Genomic DNA, 18,194 nt, shown 5'->3' on the forward strand with positions numbered 1-18,194 from the left:
CCTGATCGTGCGCGAACCCGGGGGGAAGGGAGACGGCGGGCGGAGGTCCGGCGTCCCCCGCCCGCCGCCGTTCAGTCGCCCTTGACGGGCAGTTCCTTCAACTGGATGTTGCGGAAGGAGACCTGGTCGTCGGCGCCATGGTTCTGGAGGCCGATGTAGCCGTCGGTCAGGCTCCGCTGGGGGTCCTTGTTGGTGAAGTCGTTGATCTTGACTCCGTTGAGGAACACCTGGAGGCGTTCGCCCTGGACCTTGATCTCGTAGGAGTTCCACTGGCCGGGCGGCCGCAGGACCTGGTCACGGGCCTTGATGTTGGCCGACTTGAACGAGTAGACGGAGCCCGTGGTGCGGTCGGCCGCGTCCGTGGCGTCGATCTGGATCTCGTAGCCCTTGTTCACCGCGGACCAGGGGTCGTCGGAGGCCGGGAAGCCCACGAAGATCCCGGAGTTGTCGTCGCCCCGCATCTTCCAGTCGAGCTTGAGGGAGTACGACTTCAGCTCCTTGGCCTGGTACCAGAGCAGGCCCATGCCGCCCTCGGACTCCAGGGTGCCGTCCTTGACGTTGAACTTGCCGGGGCCGGCCTGCTTCCAGCCGTCCAGGGACTGGCCGTTGAAGATCTTCCGGTAGTCCTTGCTCGGCGTGCAGTCCGCCTTCACCTGGCCGGTGGCGTACTTCAGGCCGCCGAGCAGATGGGCGCGGAAGGCCTCGTCGGCGTAGGACTCCTTGGTGTGGCCGCCGCCGGTGTAGAAGGACCGGCCGCCGCCGTAGCTCTGGCACCAGGCGATCGGGTGGTCGCCCTTCATGTTCCCGCCCTGGTAGGTGGTCTCGTCCAGGGTGGCGAGGACCTTGGCCTGCTCGCGCGGGTTGGTGCGGTAGTTGTACCACTCGTCGGTGCGCTCCCAAGTGTCACCCAGGTGCGCGGTCGACGGGTGGTCGTGGTCCTCGACGCGGACGGTGGCCTTCTGGATGGCCGGGTGCGAGTCGAAGTAGGCGCCGACGAGGCCGCCGTAGAACTCCCAGTCGTACTCGGTGTCGGCGGCGGCGTGGATGCCCATGTAGCCGCCGCCGTTCTTCACGTAGTTCTCGAACGCCTTCTGCTGCTCGGCGTCGAGCACGTCACCGGTGGTGGACAGGAAGGCCACCGCGTCGTACTTGGCGAGGTTGGCCGTGGTGAACTGCTTCGCCTCCTCGGTGGCGTCGACCGTGATGCCGGCCGGTCCGCCGAGCTCCTTCAGCGCGGCGATGCCGGCCGGGATGGAGTCGTGGCGGAAGCCCGCGGTCTTGGAGAAGACCAGGACCTTCTTGCCGCCCTTGAACGGCTCCTTGGAGAACTCGAAGTCGTCCACGTCGTACAGCGCGCCCTCACCGCCCTTGAAGACCAGGTAGATGTCCGTGGTCTTCTTGGGGAGCGACCGCAGCGGCACGTCGACGTTCTGGAAGGTCTCCCAGCCGCCGGTCGGCGGGATGTACGCCGAGCCGTGCAGCGGACCGTCGGGCGAGCCGGTGCGCAGCTCGATGAAGCCGCCCGCGCCGCCGGAGGAGGCCCGCACGGTCATCTTCTTCTGCCCGTCGAACCGGTAGGGGCTGAAGGAGATCCAGTCGCCGTCGTCGATATTGCCGACGGTCTTGCCGCCGTTGGCGCCGGTCTTCTCGATGACCGACACGCCCGACTGGGTGGTGAAGTGCTCGCCCTGGCGGTGCAGCGGCTGGAGCACGGTGCGGGCGGTGCCGGTCAGGGCCTCCTGCCCGTTCGCCCCGCCGTCGGTGTAGCTGGCGCCGACGACGCCGTAGATGTCGGCGTTGGGGTCGTGGCCGCCGTCACCGGGGGGCGGCTTCAGGGTGCCCTCGCAGCCCATCTCGCTGGTCAGCTCGTGGGCGTGGGAGTCATGGCCGAGGCTGTAGACGACCTTGACCTTGGAGCAGTCGACCGTCTCCTCGGGGTCGGTGACGGTCACCTTGAACGGGACGGGCTTGCCGAACTCGGCCAGCGTGCCGTTGCCGGGGACGTCGATCCGCACCTTGGGCTCGGTGTTGCCGACCACGATCCGGACGCTGGCGTTGCCGGTGTTGCCCTCGGGGTCCTTCGCGGTGAAGGTGGCGCTGTAGGTGCCGACCTTCTTGTACCTGTGGGTGGGGTTGAGGCCCTCGCCCTTGGTGCCGTCGCCGAAGTCCCAGCTGTAGGTGAGGTTCTGGGAGTCGGCATCCTTGGCGGAGCCGGTGAACTTGACCTTCAGGCCGGCCGCGCCGGACGTCTTGTCGGCGCTCACCTCGGCGATCGGCGAGAAGCCGTCCTCGGCGTTCTCGATCCGGTACAGCGCGGAGTTCTCGTCGCCCTGGAACCAGGAGACGCCGTAGTCGAGGACGTAGAGCGCGCCGTCGGGGCCGAACTCCATGTCCATGATCTGTGTGCCGGTCCACGGGAAGTCGTTGATCTTCGCGACGGACCCGTCGTCGTTCTGCTCGATCCGCTTGATCCAGCGGCGGCCGAACTCACCCGCGAAGAAGTCGCCGTCGTACGCCTCGGGGAACTTCACACTGGAGTCGAGCTCGGGGTCGTAGCGGTAGACCGGGCCGGCCATCGGGGACTCGGAGCCGGTGCCGAACTCGGGCAGGGAGCCGTCGTCGTACGGGATCCAGGCGGCCTGCGCGGGCGGCAGGTCGACCAGGCCCGTGTTGTACGGGGAGGTGTTCTTCGGGGCGTTGCAGTCGAACTTCTCGCCGGATTCCTTGGTGGCGAAGTCGTAGTCGACGTAGGCGTCGTTGTCGCCGGTGCAGAAGGGCCAGCCGAAGTTGGCCGCCTTGGTCACCTTGGCGAACTCGACCTGTCCTGCCGGGCCGCGCTTGGGGTCGGCGGCGCCCGCGTCGGGGCCGTAGTCGCCGACGTACACGATGCCGGTCTTGTCGTCGACGCTCATCCGGAACGGGTTGCGGAAGCCCATCGCGTAGATCTCGGGACGGGTCTTCTCGGTGCCGGGGGCGAAGAGGTTGCCCTCCGGGACGGTGTACGAGCCGTCCTCGGCGACCTTGATGCGGAGGATCTTGCCGCGCAGGTCGTTGGTGTTGGCGGAGCTGCGCCGGGCGTCGAAGGCCGGGTTGCGGTTCGGCCGGTCGTCGATCGGCGTGTAGCCGTCGGAGGCGAAGGGGTTGGTGTCGTCGCCGGTCGACAGGTAGAGGTTGCCGTCCGCGTCGAAGTCGATGTCGCCGCCGACGTGGCAGCAGGTGCCCCGGGATGCGGCGACGTCCAGGACCTTCTTCTCGCTGGCCATGTCCAGCGTGCCGTTGGCCCTGAGGACGAAGCGGGAGAGGCGGTTGACGCCGTCGAACTTCTTGAAGTCCTCGGCGGTGCCGGTCTCCGGGGCGTCGCCCGCGGGGGTGTCGAGCGGCGGGGCGTAGTAGAGGTAGATCGCCCGGTTGTTCTTGAAGTCCGGGTCGATGCCGACGCCCTGGAGGCCTTCCTCGTCATGGCTGTAGACGGGGATCTTGCCGGCGACCTTGGTGACACCGCCCTGGTCGGTGAGGCGCAGCGTGCCGTCGCGCGAGGTGTGCAGGACGCTGCGGTCCGGGAGCACGGCGAGCGACATCGGCTCGCCCGTCTCGGGTTCGCCCTTGGCGAGCGGCACCTGCTGGAACTGGCCCTCGGCGGCTGCCGGTTCATCCTGTCCCGCTTGGCCGGGCTGGGCCACGGCGACGGTGGCCGGGGTGCCCACGGCCAGGAGCAGGCCGGTGAACAGGGCGACGGCGGTGCGAAGCCTGGGGCCTTTGGGGGTGCGGGTGCTTCTTGGTCTGGTTCTGTGCACGAAGTCCCTCCGGGAACGGGGTGGGCCGTACGGAATGGGTGCGAAGACGTGCGGTGCGGGCGCCGGGGTGCGCCGTCACCCCGGAGGTGCGTGTGTCCTGAACGCTTCAAGGAAGGTAACCGCGTCCGTCCGGGGCGAACACCCCTTGTATCAGGATCGGTTGAGCTTTCTCCCTGCACAGGACAAAGCAGGATCCGGGCAGGTCGGAGGGGGGACCGGCCGGTGGGACCGGTCCCCGTCCCCGACCAGCGCCGGGTGCCTGGTTCAGCTGTTGAACGCGGCGTCGAAGGACGCGCTGGGCGGCTCGAAGTCGAAGGCCTTGAGGCGGGTCAGCGCCTCGGGCGCCCCCTGGAGCCGGTCCATGCCGGCGTCCTCCCACTCGACGGAGATGGGGCCCTGGTAGTCGATGGAGCGCAGCATCCGGAAGACGTCCTCCCAGGGGACGTCGCCGTGCCCGGCGGAGACGAAGTCCCAGCCGCGCCGGGGGTCGCCCCAGGGCAGGTGGGAGCCGAGCCGGCCGTTGCGTCCGTCGAGGCGCTTGCGGGCCTCCTTGCAGTCGACGTGGTAGATCCGGTCGCGGAAGTCCCAGAGGAAGCCGACCGGGTCGAGGTCCTGCCACACGAAGTGCGAAGGGTCGAAGTTCAGACCGAACGCGGGGCGGTTCCCGACGGCCTCCAGGGCCCGCTGCGTCGTCCAGTAGTCGTAGGCGATCTCACTGGGGTGGACCTCGTGCGCGAACCGCACGCCCTCCGCGTCGAAGACGTCCAGGATCGGGTTCCAGCGGTCGGCGAAGTCCTGGTACCCGCGTTCGATCATGGCGTCGGGGGCGGGCGGGAACATGGCGACCAGGTGCCAGATGGCGGAGCCGGTGAACCCGATGACGGTGTCGACGCCGAACGCGGCCGCGGCGCGCGCGGTGTCCTTCATGCGGTCCGCGGCCCGCCGCCGGACCCCTTCCGGGTCTCCGTCGCCCCACACCTCCCCCGGCAGGATCGCCTGGTGGCGTTCGTCGATGATGGCGTCGCAGACGGCCTGTCCGACCAGGTGGTTGGAGATGGCCCAGCACTTGAGGCCGTACTTGTCGAGCAGGGCCCTGCGGCCGTCGAGATACCCGGGGTCGGAGAGTGCCTTGTCGACTTCGAAGTGGTCGCCCCAGCAGGCGAGTTCCAGCCCGTCGTAGCCGAAGTCGCGGGCGAGCCGGCAGACCTCTTCCAGCGGCAGGTCGGCCCACTGGCCGGTGAACAGCGTGAACGTACGCGGCATGCGCGTCAGCCTCCTCAGACCGCGATCGGCGTGTAGACGGAGTTCTTCTCGGCGCTCTCCTCCACGGCCGCGAGCACGCACTGCACCTGGAGCCCGTCGGCGAAGGAGGGTTCGGGGCGGCGGCCCTCGGCGATGGCGTGGACGAGGTCGCGGGCCTGGTGGACGAAGGTGTGCTCATAGCCGAGACCGTGGCCCGGCGGCCACCAGGCGTCCAGGTAGGGGTGATCGGGTTCGGTGACGAGGATGCGGCGGAAGCCCGCCTCCGCCCCGGGTGCGGTGCCGTCGTGGAAGGACAGCTCGTTGAGCCGTTCCAGGTCGAAGGCGAGCGACCCGCGCTCCCCGTTGAGTTCGATGCGCAGGGCGTTCTTGCGGCCGGTGGCGTAGCGGGTGGCCTCGAAGGAGGCGAGGGCGCCGGAGGGGAAGCGGGCCGTGAACAGGGCGGCGTCGTCCACGGTGACCTCCCCCGTGCCCGCGGCCGAGACGGCGGACAGGCCGCTGGTCGCGCCGGTGGGCAGGGGCCGCTGACGTACGAAGGTCTCCGTCAGCGCGGAGACGCCCGCCAGCCGCTCCCCCACCAGGTACTGCGCGAGGTCGATGATGTGCGCGCCCAGGTCGCCGAGTGAGCCGGAGCCGGCCTGCTCCTTGCGCAGCCGCCAGGTCAGCGGGAACTCGGGGTCCACCAGCCAGTCCTGGAGGTAGGTCACGCGGACGTGCCGGAGCCTGCCCAGGCGGCCCTCGGCGACCATGCGGCGGGCCAGGGCGGTGGCCGGCACCCGGCGGTAGTTGAAGCCGACCATCGCCACCTGGCCGCGCCGGTGGGCCTCTTCGGCGGCCCGCACCATCGTGGTGGCTTCCTCGACGGTGTTGGCCAGCGGCTTCTCGCACAGGACGTGCTTGCCGGCCGCGAGGGCGGCGAGGGCGATCTCGGCGTGGCTGTCGCCGGGGGTGCAGATGTCGACGAGGTCGATGTCGTCGCGCTCGACCAGCGCGCGCCAGTCGGTCTCGGTGGACGCCCAGCCGTGGCGGTCGGCCGCCGCCCGCACGGCGGTGGCGTCCCGGCCGCAGATCGCGGTCTGCACGGGGTTCAGCGGCAGGTCGAAGACACGGCCCGCGGTGCGCCAGCCCTGGGAGTGGGCGGCGCCCATGAAGGCGTAGCCCACCATCCCCACGCGCAGGGGTGGCTTGCCTGCCTCGGTCCCATCTGACTGCTGCTGCGGCTGTCCCATACGGGTGTCCTCCTCGTCCTGGTCGGGGTGGCGCACGTGGGGGGTGCGGGCGGAACCGGTCACCGGAAGCCGGTGGGCATGTACTGGTCGACGTTGGTCTTGTCGACGACGGCCGAGTAGAGGGTGATGGACGCGGGGATCTCGAACTCGGCCATGCCGCCGATGCCCTTGCCCTGGCCGAGGGCGCGGGCGAGGTCGATCGCGGAGGCGGCCATGGTCGGCGGGTAGAGGACGGTCGCCTTCAGCACGCCGTTGTCCTGCTTGATGGCCTGGAAGGCGGACAGGGCGCCCGCGCCGCCGACCATCAGGAAGTCGTCGCGCCCGGCCTGCTCGATGGCACGCAGCGCGCCCACGCCCTGGTCGTCGTCGTGGTTCCAGAGCGCGTCGACCTTGGACTGGGCCTGGAGCAGCTGGGCCATCTTGGCCTGCCCGGACTCGACGGTGAACTCGGCGGCCTGGCGGGCGACCTTCTTGATGTTGGGGTAGTTCTTCAGGGCGTCGTCGAAGCCCTGGGTGCGCTGCTTGGTCAGCTCCAGGTTGTCCAGGCCGGCCAGTTCGATGACACGGGCGTCGGACTTCCCCTTGAGCTTCTCGCCGATGTAGTGGCCGGCGTTGAGGCCCATCCCGTAGTTGTCGCCGCCGATCCAGCAGCGGTACGCCTGCGGGGTGTTGAAGATCCGGTCGAGGTTGACGACCGGGATGCCCGCGCGCATCGCCTTCAGCCCGACCTGGGTGAGGGCCTTGCCGTCGGCGGGGAGCACGACCAGGACGTCGACCTTCTTGTTGATGAGGGTCTCGATCTGGCCGATCTGCTGCGCGGTGTCGTTGGAGCCCTCGGTGATCTCCAGGGTGACGTCGGAGTACTTCTCGGCCCGCTTCTTGGCGTTGTCGTTGATGGCGTTCAGCCAGCCGTGGTCGGCCTGCGGTCCGGCGAAGCCGATGGTGACCTGCTTGCCGGGCTTGTCGTCGGCGGCCGGCTGGTTGTCGCCCGCCGGCTCGTCCTTCGATTCGGACGGCTCGTTGCTGGTGCACCCCGTGAGGAGGGCACCGGCGGAGACGGCGGCGGCTCCGAAGAGCAGTCCTCTGCGGCTCGTGATCTCGGTCATGGCGGTGAACCCTTTCCTCAGGTCGTGCTCGCGGTACGGCGCTGGACCAGCACGGCGGCGACGATGATCGCGCCCTTGGCGATCTGCTGGACGTCGCTCTGCAGGTTGTTCAGGGCGAAGATGTTGGTGATCGTGAAGAAGATCAGGACGCCGAGGACGGAGCCGGTGATGGTGCCGCGGCCGCCGGTGAGCAGGGTGCCTCCGATGATTGCGGCGGCGATGGCGTCGAGTTCGTAGAGGTTGCCGTTGGTGTTCTGTCCGGAGCCGGACAGGACGATCAGCAGGAAGGCGGCGATGCCGCAGCACAGCCCGGACAGCAGGTAGAGGTAGAGCCGCTGGCGGCGGACGTCGATGCCGGCGAGCCGGGCGGCCTCCGGGTTGCCGCCGACGGCGACCGTGCGGCGGCCGAAGGTGGTGCGGTTGAGCACCAGCCAGCCGATGACGGTCACGACCGCGAAGACCAGGACCAGGGGCGGGATGCCGAGGACGTAGGCGTCGCGTTCGCCCAGGTCGAGGACGGACGGCACCGTCACGATCTGCGTCTTGCCGTCGGTGATCTGGAGCGCGAGGCCGCGGGCGGAGGCCAGCATGGCGAGGGTGGCGATGAACGGCACCATCGCGCCGTAGGCGATGAGCACCCCGTTGACCAGGCCGCAGCCGACGCCGACGATCAGCGACGTGAAGAGGATGCCGGCGAAGCCGTACTCCTGGGTGGCGACCGTGGTCGCCCACACCGAGGCGAGGGCGACGATCGCGCCGACCGACAGGTCGATGCCGCCGGAGATGATGACGAAGGTCATGCCGACGGTGACGACGCCGACCACGGAGGCCTGGGTGAGGACCAGTTGCAGGTTGCGGGTGTCGAGGAACTCGTCGGGCTTGGTGATGCCCCCGACGAGGATCAGCACGGCGAGCACGCCGAGCAGGGAGAGGGTGCGGACGTCGGCGCGGGCCATCAGGCCGCGCCAGGCGGGGGGCTGGGCCTGGGGCACCTTGTCGGTGCTGCTGTCCCGCGGCGGGGAGACGGGCTGCGTCATGACGCCGGGCTTCCTTCCATGACCAGGTCGAGTACGCGGTGTTCGTCGAGTTCGCGCGCGGGTGCCGTGTGGACCACACGGCCCTCCCGCAGCACCAGGACGCGGTCGGCCAGGCCGAGCACCTCGGGCACCTCGCTGGAGACCAGCAGCACGGCCAGGCCTTCGTCGGCCAGCCGGCGGACGACCGCGTACAGTTCGGCGCGGGCGCCGACGTCGACGCCGCGCGTGGGTTCGTCGAGCAGCAGCACCCGGCAGCCGCGCAGCAGCCAGCGGGCCAGGACGGCTTTCTGCTGGTTGCCGCCGGACAGGGTGCGCACGGGCACCGACGGGTTGTCGGGCCTGAGCGACAACTCGCGGGTCGCGGCCCGGGCGGCGCCGAGTTCGGCGCCCCGGTCGATCCAGCCGCCGCGCGAGAAGCGGGACATGGAGGAGACCGACACGTTGCGGGTGACGGACTCCAGCATCAGCAGGGCCTGCGCCTTGCGTTCCTCGGGGGCGAGCCCGAGTCCGGCCAGGACGGCGGCCCGGACGCTGCCCGGCTTCAAGGGCTTGCCGTCGACCAGCACCTGACCGGACGTCGGTTTCCTGGCCCCGTAGACGGTCTCCAGGATCTCGGAGCGGCCCGAGCCGACGAGTCCGGCGAGGCCCACGATCTCGCCCGGCCGTATCTCCAGGTCGAAGGGCTCGAACTCCCCGGCGCGGGACAGGCCCCGGACGGTGAGCACCGGTTCGCCGGGCGGCGTGGAGACGGGCCGGTCGGGAAAGACGTACTCGACGTTCCGGCCCGTCATCAGCGCGACGACCTCGCGGGTGGGGGTCGTTTTCGCGGGCAGTCCGTTCGCCACGGCCCGCCCGTCCTTGAGCACGGTCACCCGGTCGCCGATGCGGCGGATCTCCTCCAGGCGGTGCGAGATGTAGACGACGGCGACACCGGTGGCGGTCAGGTCGCCGACGATGCGGAAGAGGTTGTCGACCTCGTCCGGGTCGAGGGCGGCGGACGGTTCGTCCATCACGATGAGCCGCACGTCGTGGGAGAGCGCCCGGGCCATGGACACGATCTGCTGCTGCGCCGCGGACAGCTCCCCGACGAGCCGGGCCGGATCGATCTCCGCGTGTCCAAGTCGTTTGAGCAGAGCGGCTGTTGACTCTTTCGCGGCCTTCCCCCGGACGACGAATCCGGCGGTGGTCGGCTCGTGGCCCAGGTGGACGTTCTCGGCGACCGACAGGTGCTCCACCAGGTCGAGTTCCTGGTAGATGGTGGCGATGCCGAGGCGCATGGCGGTGATCGGCGAGCGGAGTGTGACCGCCTCGCCGCGCCAGCGGATCTCGCCGGTGTCGGGCTGGTGGGCGCCGGCCAGGACCTTGATGAGGGTCGACTTCCCGGCGCCGTTCTGGCCGAGCAGGCAGTGCACCTCGCCGGCCAGGACGTCGAGGTCGACGCCGTCGAGGGCCCGGACTCCGGGGAACGACTTGGTGATGCCGGACATGCTGAGCAGCGGTGGTTCTGGTGCCATGCGGATTCCCCTTGGCGGGCGTGCGGGCCGGTTGCAGGGCGCTGTTCGGGCAGGCGTGTTCGAGGCAGGGCGGAGCAGGGAGCTGTGCTGGTGAGCTGTGCTGGTGAGCCGTGCTGGTGAACCGTGCTGTCGAGAAGGACTACGCGGGTGAGAACAGGTGGTCGCTGATGAGCCGGGCCGCGCCGATGACTCCGGCGGCGGGTCCCAACTCGCCCAGGACGATGGGCAGGTTGCCGGTCGCGAGGGGCAGCGACTGGCGGTAGACCTGGGTGCGGATCGCGGCGAGCAGGGTGTGGCCGAGGCCGGTCACCCCGCCGCCGATCACCACCAGGCCCGGGTTGAAGAAGCTGACCAGGCCGGCGATGACCTGGCCGGTGCGGTTGCCGCCCTCGCGGATCAGGTCGAGTGCGGTGGCGTCGCCGGCGGCGGCCGCGGCGGCGACGTCGACGGCGGTGAGCCCGCCGTTGATCTCCAGCCGCGAGGCCAGTTCGGCGGAGAGCCCCTGCTGGGCCGCCTCCGTGGCGTCACGGGCGAGGGCCGCCCCGCTGAAGTGGGCCTCCAGGCAGCCCCGGTTGCCGCAGGCGCAGGGACGGCCGTCGGGCACGGCCTGGATGTGCCCGATGTCGCCGGCGCTGCCCGTCGTACCGCGGTAGACCTCACCGCCGACGACGATGCCGCAGCCGATGCCCGTGCCGATCTTGACGCAGAGGAAGTCGGCGACGGTGCGGGCGACGCCCGCGTGCTGCTCCCCCATCGCCATGAGGTTCACGTCGTTGTCGACCATGACCGGGCAGCCGAGTTCCTGGCTGAGCGCCTCCCGCACGGGGAAGCCGTCCCAGCCCGGCATGATCGGTGGGGCCACCGGGACGCCCTCGGGGAAGCGGACCGGGCCCGGGACACCGATGCCGGCGCCGTCGAAACCCTCCGCGAGCCCCGAGGCCCTCAACTTGGCAGCCATGGCCAGGACTTGCTCGAAGACCGCGACCGGGCCCTCGCGCACGTCCATGGGGTGGTTGATGTGCCCGAGCGTCTCCAGTTCGGCGTTGGTGACGGCGACGTCGACCGAGGTCGCGCCGATGTCGACGCCGAGGAGGCGCAGCCCGGGGTTGAGCCGGATGTTGTGGGAGCGGCGGCCGCCGCGCGAGGCGGCGAGTCCGTCGGCCACGACCAGCCCCGTCTCCAGCAGGCGGTCCACCTCCACGGCGAGCTTGGACCGCGAGAGGTCGACCTGGTCGCCCAGCTGGGCACGGGAGTTGGGGCCGCCGTCGCGCAGCAGCTTGAGCAGTCGGGCCTGGTGGGCGTTTCCGGGTCGTGCGGTCATGCGTCTCACGAGCCCCTCCCCGCCTCAATCGGCCTGTGCGCGCCGGTTTTCCGCCACATCAGTGGCTTGCTTTCGGAGGGAACGTAGCAGCGGCTGCCGGAGGTGGGAAGAAGTCGCGCAGGAATTGCCCTCTACTTTTTCCACTCACAGGACAAAGGCGCGTGCACCGCATGACCGGCACCCCTGCTCCCGAAGCACTGCTGAGGGTGGTGCCCTTCGCCGACGGGCTGGGCATCACGCCGACACGCCGTGCGGTCGGGCACCGTCCACGCCGAGGCACGGCCCGTGCACGTGCGACGCTCCTGCATCGCCCTGCGGACGGACCTGCACGACGGGGACGGCACCCTGGTGGGTCGGACGACGCAGGCCCAGGCGGTACTGACAGCCCGCCGAGGCCTACGAACGCGCCCGCGCGTGGTACGAGCGCCTCGTGTGCTCAGTGTGTTCGCGCATCAGGCGGGTGGCCAGCTGTTCGTCGCGGTCGGTGATCGCGGCGATGAGCGCGCGGTGCTCGATCCAGGACTGGTGGCCCCGCTGGCGGGCGACCGGCGTGTAGTACCAGCGGACGCGGCGGTCGACCTGGGCGGCCAGTTCGGCGAGGACGGCGTTGCCGGCGAGCTCCATGATCTTCGCGTGGAAGCGGGCGTTCATGGCGACGGCCCCGTCCACATCGTCCGCCTCGACGGCCTTCTCGCCCTCCGTGCACAGAGCTTCCAGCGCCGCGATGCCGGCGCTGCCCGCGCCCGCCGCGGCGAGCCGGGCCGCCTCGGCCTCCAGGAGCGTACGGACCGTGAGGAGCTGGTCGGCCTCCTCCTCCGTGGGCTCGTGCACGAACGCGCCCTGGGCGGGCCGCAGATCGACCCACCCCTCGGTGTTGAGCCGCTGCAACGCCTCGCGCACCGGCTGCCGGGAGACCCCCAGATGCCCCGCGAGTTCGCTCTCCACGAGGTGCTGGCCGGGCTGGAGGGCACGGGTGGTGATGAGTTCGAGCAGTGCCTCGTAGACGCGGTCACGCAGCGGACCCGGGCGTTCCAGCTTGGGCACGGCCCCCTGGGGCAGTCCTGTCGACAGCATCGCGGTCCCCCTCCTCGGCAGGGCCGTGCACAGCGCGGCGGAAGCCGGTGTCGCCACAGAGTCAGTATCGATTGTCTTTCGTCTACAGTCTACGGCGCACAAGAGCCAGGGCTTCGGGGAGTTGACCGCATCACACCGCAAGGGGGGTCACGGGCAGCGGACGACCTGCCCCGCGTACGACAGGTTCCCGCCGAAGCCGAACAGCAGCACCGGGTCGCCCGCGGCGACCGCACCCTGCTCGACCAGCTTCGACAGAGCGAGCGGGATGCTCGCGGCCGATGTGTTGCCGGACTCCGTGACATCGCGCGCGACGACCGCGTTCACGGCGCCGATCTTCTCCGCGAGGGGTTCGATGATGCGCAGGTTGGCCTGATGCAGCACGACCGCCGCGAGGTCGGCCGGCTCCAGTCCGGCCCGCTCGCAGGCCCGCCGCGCGATGGGCGGCAGCTGGGTCGTCGCCCAGCGGTAGACGCTCTGCCCCTCCTGCGCGAAACGCGGCGGCGTGCCCTCGATCCGCACCGCGTTCCCCATCTCGGGCACCGAGCCCCACAGCACCGGCCCGATGCCGGGTTCGTCGGCGGCCTCCACGACCGCGGCCCCGGCCCCGTCGCCGACGAGCACGCATGTCGTGCGGTCGCTCCAGTCGGTCACCTCGGACATCTTGTCGGCCCCGATGACCAGGGCCCGGCTCGCACCCCCGGCGCGGACGGCGTGGTCGGCGGTGGCCAGGGCGTGGGTGAAGCCGGCGCACACGACGTTGAGGTCCATCGTGGCGGCCTGCGGAATGCCGATGCGGGAGGCGACCCGGGCGGCCGTGTTGGGCGAGCGGTCGACGGCGGTGGAGGTGGCGACCAGCACCAGGTCGATGTCGGCGGGTGTCAGCCCGGCCGCCGCGAGGGCCTTGGCGGCGGCGTGGGCGGCCAGCTCGTCGACGGGTTCGTCGGGGCCGGCGATGTGGCGCGTGCTGATGCCCACCCGGCTCCTGATCCACTCGTCACTGGTGTCGACCATGGCCGCCAGGTCCTCGTTGGTGAGTACCTTGGCGGGCTGGTAGTGGCCGACGGCGGCGATGCGCGAGCCGTTCATGTGGGCGGTCCCCCTCGTGGAAACTTGGGTAGCGGGATTCACCAGTCTGATCAGTGACTCGCGGGTACGGCGGCAGCCAAGACGACAGGAAACAGGTGCCCGCGTTGTCAGCTTCGGTCAGGACCTCGGACGACCGAGCACCTGTCGCCAGGGGATGTCCGCAAAGTCCCGCCTGTCCTGCTGGCGGACGACGGGACTTCACGGACACCTCCTAGCCGGTGAAGAGCTGCGTAGCCTTCCGGACCAGTTCGTACAGCCCGTAGGCGAGCGGTACGCCCACCCACACCCAGGCGAAGGCGATCAGCCACCGCCGGTCCGGGCTAGGCGGACTCTGACTGCTGTCGCTGGACATGGGCGGCCTCCTTCGGTGCCGGGACATGATGACGCGGGTGGACGGGCCGGACGAGTTCGTTGGCGACGAAGCCCACGAGGAGCAGCCCGATCATGATGACGAACGACATGCCGTACAGGGCCGCGCCGTGCCGGCCGGCCTCCTCCTGCCGGTCGGCGATCCAGTTCACGATCAGCGGTCCGAGCACCCCGGCCGTGGACCAGGCGGTGAGCAGCCGCCCGTGGATGGCGCCGACCTGGTACGTGCCGAACAGGTCCTTCAGATACGCCGGAACGGTCGCGAAGCCGCCGCCGTAGAAGGACAGGATCACCAGTGCGCACAGGACGAACAGCGGCTTGGAGGAGTCACCGAACAGGGCGATGAGCGCGTACATCAGCGCGCCGACGCCCAGGTAGACGCGGTAGATGTTCTTGCGGCCGATCAGGTCGGACGTCGAGGACCAGGCGATGCGTCCCGCCATGTTCGCCGCCGACAGCAGCGCGACGAAGCCGGCGGCGGCCGTCACCGACACGGGCGTGGAGGTGTCCGCGAAGAAGTCCGTGATCATCGGGGCGGCCTTCTCCAGGATGCCGATGCCGGCGGTGACGTTCATGCAGAGCACGACCCACAGGCACCAGAACTGCGGGGTGCGGATGGCCTGGTTCGCGGAGACCTGCGGGCCGGCGAGGACGCTCGGCCCGCTGTCCACCGGCTTCGCCGTGCGCGGCACCCGCACCAGCAGCACGCCGAGCAGCATGAAGACCGCGTACGTCAGCCCGTGCACCAGGAAGGCCAGCGCGATCCCGGAGCTGTCGGCGCCGAACGACTCCAGCATCTGCGCGGACCACGGCGAGGCGATGAGCGCGCCGCCGCCGAAGCCCATGATGGCGATGCCGGTGGCCATGCCGGGCCGGTCCGGGAACCACTTGATCAGGGTGGAGACGGGCGAGATGTAGCCGATGCCGAGGCCGATACCGCCGACGAAGCCGTACCCGAGGACGATCAGCCAGTACTGCTCGGTGGCCGCGCCCAGCGCGGAGAGCAGGAAGCCGGACGAGAAGCAGACCAGGGCGACGGTCATCGCCCAGCGCGGCCCGTTGCGCTCGACGAGCGTGCCGCCGAACGCGGCGGACAGGCCCAGCATGACGATGCCCAGCTGGAAGGGCAGCGCGCTCTGCGTGCCGCTGAGGCCGAGCGCGGACTCCAGGGGCGGCTTGAACACGCTCCAGGCGTAGGCCTGGCCGATGGAGAGATGTACGGAGAGAGCGGCGGGCGGGACGAGCCAGCGGCTCCAGCCCGGGGGCGCGACTGGGGGACTCATGAATCCGGAACGGTAGGCAGTCGCCGAGGAGTTGAGAAGGCGGCGCGTCGACCGTATGCGGTGAGCGGTATCCGGCATGCGCCGAACGGTCATGGCGCGGACCCTTGCTGACCCAACATCCATACTGTAGACAATATTCCGTCGACACAAGCTGACACCGACCATGAGCCGGCCACTCGGCAGTCACCTCCGCGGTATCCCTCAAACCGAACGGAGTGTTCCCGTGAAAGTCGCAGTTCTCGGCGCCGGTGCCATCGGCGCCTACGTCGGCGCCGCGCTCCACCGCGCGGGCGCCGACGTGCATCTCATCGCCCGTGGACCGCATCTGGCGGCCATGAGGCGGCACGGAGTCCGGGTGCGCAGCCCGCGCGGCGACTTCACCGCGCACCCCCACGCGACCGACGATCCGGCCGAAGTCGGCCCGGCCGACTACGTCTTCCTCGGCCTGAAGGCCAACGCGTACGCGGCGTGCGGGCCGCTGATCGCGCCGCTGCTGGGCGACACGACGGCGGTCGTGGCCGCCCAGAACGGCATCCCCTGGTGGTACTTCCACCGGCACGGCGGCCCCTACGACGGCCACCGCGTCGAGAGCGTGGACCCGGACGGCGCGGTCAGTGCGGTGCTCGCGCCCGAACGGGCCGTCGGATGCGTCGTCTACGCGGCGACCGAGCTCGAAGGGCCGGGCGTCGTGAGGCACTTGGAGGGCACGCGGTTCTCGATCGGCGAGCCCGACCGCAGCGTGTCCACGCGGTGCGCGGCGCTCAGCGAGGCCATGCAGGCGGGCGGGATGAAGTGCCCGGTCGAACCGGACCTCCGCAACGACATCTGGCTCAAGCTGCTCGGCAACATCTCCTTCAACCCGATCAGCGCGCTGGCCCGCGCGACCATGCGGCAGATGTGCCTGCACGGCGGCACCCGCAGGGTCATCGAGATCATGATGACCGAGACGCTCGCGGTCGCGAACGCCCTCGGCTGCGAGGTCGGCGTCTCCATCGAGCGCCGGCTCGCGGGCGCCGAGCGGGTCGGCGACCACCGCACCTCCACGCTCCAGGACCTGGAGCGCGGCAAACCGCTCGAACTCGACGTACTCCTCGCGGCGGTCGTCGAGTTGGCGGACATCACCGGCGTGGAGGTGCCCACCCTGCGCACCGTGCACGCCATCTCGGACCTGCTCGCGCTGAGGAGCGCCGCATGAGCAAACGCGACCGAAGCCCGAAGACCTACACCCGGCTCACCCATCCCCTGGTCAGGGACTCGCGCGACGAGCCCTTGCGCCGGGCCACCTGGGAGGAGGCCCTGGACCGGGCCGCCCGGGGACTGGCGCGCAACCGGGGCGCCTTCGGCATGTTCTCCTGCGCCCGGGCGACGAACGAGATGAACTACGTGGCCCAGAAGTTCGCCCGGGTCGTCATGGGCACCAACAACGTCGACTCCTGCAACCGCACCTGCCACGCCCCGAGCGTGGCGGGCCTGTCGGCGGCGTTCGGCTCGGGCGGCGGGACATCGTCGTACGAGGAGATCGAGCACACCGACGTCATCGTGATGTGGGGCTCCAACGCCCGCTTCGCGCACCCGATCTTCTTCCAGCACGTGCTGAAGGGGATCAGGAACGGCGCCCGGATGTACGCGGTCGATCCGCGCCGGACCTCGACCGCCGAGTGGGCGGAGAGCTGGCTGGGCCTCAACGTCGGCACCGACATCCCGATGGCGCACGCGATCGGCCGCGAGATCATCCACGCGGGCCTCGCGAACGAGGCGTTCATCGCGCGGGCGACCACCGGCTTCGAGGAGTACAGGGCGCTGGTCGAGCCGTGGACGCTGTCGCTCGCCGAGAAGGTGACGGGCGTACCGGCGGCCGCCATCCGCGAGCTGGCGCACGCCTACGCCCGCGCCGAGCGCGCCCAGCTGTGCTGGACCCTCGGCATCACCGAGCACCACAACGGCACCGACAACGTCCGCGCCCTGATCAACCTGTCCCTGCTCACCGGGCACGTCGGCCGCTACGGCGCCGGCCTGCAACCCCTGCGCGGGCAGAACAACGTGCAGGGCGGCGGCGACATGGGGGCGATCCCCAACCGCCTGCCCGGCTTCCAGGACATCCTCGACCCGGACACCCGGCTGAAGTTCGAGTCCGCCTGGGACACCGTCATCCAGCCCCACTACGGGCTGAACCTCACGGAGATGTTCGAGGCCATGGAGGACGGCACCCTCAAGGCCGTCTACTGCGTCGGCGAGAACCCGGCCCAGTCGGAGGCCGACAGCGAGCAGGCCGTACGGCGGCTCAAGGCGCTCGACTTCCTGGTCGTGCAGGACATCTTCCTGACGAAGACGGCCGAGCTCGCGGACGTCGTCCTGCCGGCCACGGCCGGCTGGGCGGAGACCGACGGCACGACGACCAACAGCGAGCGGCGCGTGCAGCGTGTCCGCAAGGCCGTCAGCCCGCCCGGCGAGGCCCGGGAGGACATCGACATCATCTGCGACCTCGCGGCCCGCCTGGGCCACGACTGGAAGTACGCCGACGCCGAGACCGTGTGGAACGAGCTCAGGTCGGTCTCGCCCGACCACTACGGCATGACGTACGCGCGTCTGTCGGAGCACCAGGGCATCCAGTGGCCCTGCCCCAGTACCGAGGGGCTCGAACCGACCTATCTGCACGGCCGGTTGTGGGAGCCCGACCCCGCGCGACGCGGCCCGCTCGCGCCCTTCGGGATCGTGCAGCACGACCCGCCCGTGGACCTCACCGACGAGGAGTACCCGATCCGGCTCACCACCGGTCGGCGGCTCGACTCGTACAACACCGGTGTGCAGAGCGGCGGTTACGCCTCGCCCCTGCGGCGCGGCGAGTACATCGAACTGTGCCCGGAGGACGCCGAGCGCTACGGGGTGGTGGTGGGCGAGCAGGTCCAGGTCACCTCGCGGCGCGGGTCGGTGACCGCGCCCGTGTGGGTGGACACGGCGCTGCGGCCCGGGCTCGCCTTCATGACCATGCACTTCCCGGACGAGGTGGACACCAACGCGCTGACGATCGAGGCGAACTGCCCGATCGCGGGGACGGCGGAGTTCAAGGCGTCGGCGATCCGGATCGAGAAGCTGCCCGTCGCGACCATCGTGAGGTGACGTA

The 18,194-nt window shown here is 70.4% G+C and carries 13 protein-coding genes; 2 read left to right on the forward strand and 11 right to left on the reverse strand.

Translation table 11 applies throughout. The features are described from left to right. Positions 1–71 precede the first annotated feature (71 nt). The 11 genes from QC385_RS11595 to QC385_RS11645 form a co-directional block, all read right to left on the reverse strand. Entirely contained in the window at positions 72–3,794 is a 3,723-nt protein-coding gene (locus tag QC385_RS11595; protein ID WP_279541177.1) for a ThuA domain-containing protein, read from the reverse strand. A gap of 264 nt (positions 3,795–4,058) precedes the next feature. After that, positions 4,059–5,057 carry a sugar phosphate isomerase/epimerase family protein gene (locus tag QC385_RS11600; RefSeq protein WP_279541178.1) on the reverse strand — a complete coding sequence of 333 codons (999 nt, stop codon included), beginning with the start codon at positions 5,055–5,057 and terminating at the stop codon, positions 4,059–4,061. Positions 5,058–5,071: 14 nt separating this feature from the next. Further along, positions 5,072–6,283 carry a Gfo/Idh/MocA family protein gene (locus QC385_RS11605; protein ID WP_279541253.1) on the reverse strand — a complete coding sequence of 404 codons (1,212 nt, stop codon included), beginning with the start codon at positions 6,281–6,283 and terminating at the stop codon, positions 5,072–5,074. A gap of 59 nt (positions 6,284–6,342) precedes the next feature. Continuing rightward, positions 6,343–7,389, reverse strand: coding sequence for a substrate-binding domain-containing protein (locus tag QC385_RS11610; RefSeq protein WP_279541179.1), 1,047 nt, complete (start codon positions 7,387–7,389; stop codon positions 6,343–6,345). A gap of 17 nt (positions 7,390–7,406) precedes the next feature. Then, a complete protein-coding gene (locus QC385_RS11615; RefSeq protein ID WP_279541180.1) occupies positions 7,407–8,426 on the reverse strand; it encodes an ABC transporter permease in 1,020 nt (339 codons plus the stop codon). Continuing rightward, a complete protein-coding gene (locus QC385_RS11620; RefSeq protein ID WP_279541181.1) occupies positions 8,423–9,940 on the reverse strand; it encodes a sugar ABC transporter ATP-binding protein in 1,518 nt (505 codons plus the stop codon). The genes QC385_RS11615 and QC385_RS11620 overlap by 4 nt, the downstream gene beginning before the upstream one ends. Positions 9,941–10,079: 139 nt before the next feature. Then, entirely contained in the window at positions 10,080–11,261 is a 1,182-nt protein-coding gene (locus tag QC385_RS11625) for an ROK family transcriptional regulator (RefSeq protein ID WP_279541182.1), read from the reverse strand. 396 nt (positions 11,262–11,657) lie between these two features. Continuing rightward, positions 11,658–12,335, reverse strand: coding sequence for a GntR family transcriptional regulator (locus tag QC385_RS11630; RefSeq protein WP_279541183.1), 678 nt, complete (start codon positions 12,333–12,335; stop codon positions 11,658–11,660). 147 nt (positions 12,336–12,482) lie between these two features. Beyond that, a complete protein-coding gene (locus QC385_RS11635) occupies positions 12,483–13,421 on the reverse strand; it encodes a beta-ketoacyl-ACP synthase III (RefSeq protein WP_279541184.1) in 939 nt (312 codons plus the stop codon). Between the two features lie 211 nt (positions 13,422–13,632). Further along, complete coding sequence (locus QC385_RS11640; RefSeq protein WP_010045941.1) at positions 13,633–13,773, reverse strand: MFS transporter small subunit; 141 nt, start codon at positions 13,771–13,773, stop codon at positions 13,633–13,635. Next, positions 13,742–15,073 carry an OFA family MFS transporter gene (locus tag QC385_RS11645; protein WP_279541185.1) on the reverse strand — a complete coding sequence of 444 codons (1,332 nt, stop codon included), beginning with the start codon at positions 15,071–15,073 and terminating at the stop codon, positions 13,742–13,744. Before QC385_RS11645 ends, QC385_RS11640 begins: the two co-directional genes overlap by 32 nt. A 223-nt stretch (positions 15,074–15,296) precedes the next feature. Between QC385_RS11645 and QC385_RS11650 the strand changes: the two genes are divergently transcribed. Beyond that, complete coding sequence (locus QC385_RS11650) at positions 15,297–16,268, forward strand: 2-dehydropantoate 2-reductase (protein WP_279541186.1); 972 nt, start codon at positions 15,297–15,299, stop codon at positions 16,266–16,268. Then, entirely contained in the window at positions 16,265–18,190 is a 1,926-nt protein-coding gene (locus QC385_RS11655) for a molybdopterin oxidoreductase family protein (protein ID WP_279541187.1), read from the forward strand. The genes QC385_RS11650 and QC385_RS11655 overlap by 4 nt, the downstream gene beginning before the upstream one ends. Positions 18,191–18,194 lie beyond the last annotated feature (4 nt).

Source organism: Streptomyces sp. DH10 (assembly GCF_029813805.1).
Taxonomy (GTDB): domain Bacteria; phylum Actinomycetota; class Actinomycetes; order Streptomycetales; family Streptomycetaceae; genus Streptomyces; species Streptomyces coeruleofuscus.

What these genes read in the sequence shown, in the direction of transcription:
- QC385_RS11605 (WP_279541253.1), bottom strand. Translation starts at nt 6,283, where the DNA reads ATGGGACAGCCGCAGCAGCAGTCAGATGGGACCGAGGCAGGCAAGCCA.
- QC385_RS11615 (WP_279541180.1), bottom strand. Translation starts at nt 8,426, where the DNA reads ATGACGCAGCCCGTCTCCCCGCCGCGGGACAGCAGCACCGACAAGGTG.
- QC385_RS11625 (WP_279541182.1), bottom strand. Translation starts at nt 11,261, where the DNA reads ATGACCGCACGACCCGGAAACGCCCACCAGGCCCGACTGCTCAAGCTG.
- QC385_RS11655 (WP_279541187.1), top strand. Translation starts at nt 16,265, where the DNA reads ATGAGCAAACGCGACCGAAGCCCGAAGACCTACACCCGGCTCACCCAT.
- QC385_RS11645 (WP_279541185.1), bottom strand. Translation starts at nt 15,073, where the DNA reads ATGAGTCCCCCAGTCGCGCCCCCGGGCTGGAGCCGCTGGCTCGTCCCG.
- QC385_RS11620 (WP_279541181.1), bottom strand. Translation starts at nt 9,940, where the DNA reads ATGGCACCAGAACCACCGCTGCTCAGCATGTCCGGCATCACCAAGTCG.
- QC385_RS11630 (WP_279541183.1), bottom strand. Translation starts at nt 12,335, where the DNA reads ATGCTGTCGACAGGACTGCCCCAGGGGGCCGTGCCCAAGCTGGAACGC.
- QC385_RS11610 (WP_279541179.1), bottom strand. Translation starts at nt 7,389, where the DNA reads ATGACCGAGATCACGAGCCGCAGAGGACTGCTCTTCGGAGCCGCCGCC.
- QC385_RS11640 (WP_010045941.1), bottom strand. Translation starts at nt 13,773, where the DNA reads ATGTCCAGCGACAGCAGTCAGAGTCCGCCTAGCCCGGACCGGCGGTGG.
- QC385_RS11635 (WP_279541184.1), bottom strand. Translation starts at nt 13,421, where the DNA reads ATGAACGGCTCGCGCATCGCCGCCGTCGGCCACTACCAGCCCGCCAAG.
- QC385_RS11600 (WP_279541178.1), bottom strand. Translation starts at nt 5,057, where the DNA reads ATGCCGCGTACGTTCACGCTGTTCACCGGCCAGTGGGCCGACCTGCCG.